Origin of the sequence: Lamprobacter sp. (assembly GCF_034860625.1) — a bacterium.
GTDB lineage: Bacteria > Pseudomonadota > Gammaproteobacteria > Chromatiales > Chromatiaceae > Lamprobacter.
Window position 1 is genome coordinate 1 of record NZ_JAYESN010000642.1, and the last position, 894, is coordinate 894.

Sequence of the window (894 nt, forward strand, 5' to 3'; positions counted from 1 at the left end):
CTGCAGCCCCACGAAGTCGGGCTCCTTGTCGCCGCTTAGGATGTATGGTCGCAGGTCGGTCACCGCTAAGCCAATGCTACTGTTGCCCTCGACTGGCAAGGGCATTCTCGGCAGCCGATATTCGTACGTATTGCCGATCGCGCAACCGCCCAGTATCAACGCCGCCCCGACCAGAACCAACAGCCGATAGGACATGGCACCCGTCGACGTTACCTTCAATTTAGCCATCATCAATCTCCATTGACCGGTAGCAAATCTCAAAGAACATTAGATGATGCCCACAACGCCTACCCGAGCGATTTTTGGCTCAACGCCGCACAGCCATCAACGATCGTCGGCAGTTGTTGCCCGCTGCGAGAAACCTGGATACCATTGTGGCGGCGCGATGCGTCTGGTCGGATGATTGGCGCTTGACAATCAGGCCTTCGAGTCTGTGGCTGGCTCAGTCAGTGGGCTGCCTCCGATCAGGCGCTGTCATCCGCAACACCGTTCGACAAAGGACGTAGCAGGAGACCAGGGTTCCGAGGGATGATCAGAATAACGCGTATCGCAGTCCTACTATCGACGCTAACCCTCATCCTGCCCCCGGCGCTCGCTGAGAAGCTACCGGCCTGGGAGATCGGCATCGGCGGCGGCGCGCTGCGCATTCCGGACTACCGCGGAGCTGGTCAGTCTGGAACCTACCCCTATCCGTTCATCATGCCTATTTACCGGGGCCGGCATCTGCAAGCCGATGAAGAGGGCATCAAAGGCATCCTAGGCGAATCGGACCGCTTCCGCCTCGACTTCAGCGTCTACGGTAGCGTGCCGGTCAGCGGCGACAACGATGCCCGCAAGGGGATGGACGACCTCGACCCATTACTCGAGATCGGCCCGATGCTCCGCTACAAGGCC

General features: G+C 59.5%; 2 protein-coding genes. One reads left to right on the forward strand and one right to left on the reverse strand.

Going from position 1 to position 894, the window contains the following annotated elements; genetic code table 11:
• Positions 1 to 228 (reverse strand): hypothetical protein (locus tag VBE63_RS30440; protein ID WP_323686694.1); only part of this gene is annotated, 228 nt, incomplete at its 3' end.
• Between the two features lie 300 nt (positions 229 to 528).
• Between VBE63_RS30440 and VBE63_RS30445 the strand changes: the two genes are divergently transcribed.
• A partial coding sequence (locus tag VBE63_RS30445; RefSeq protein WP_323686695.1) for a MipA/OmpV family protein occupies positions 529 to 894 on the forward strand: 366 nt, incomplete at its 3' end.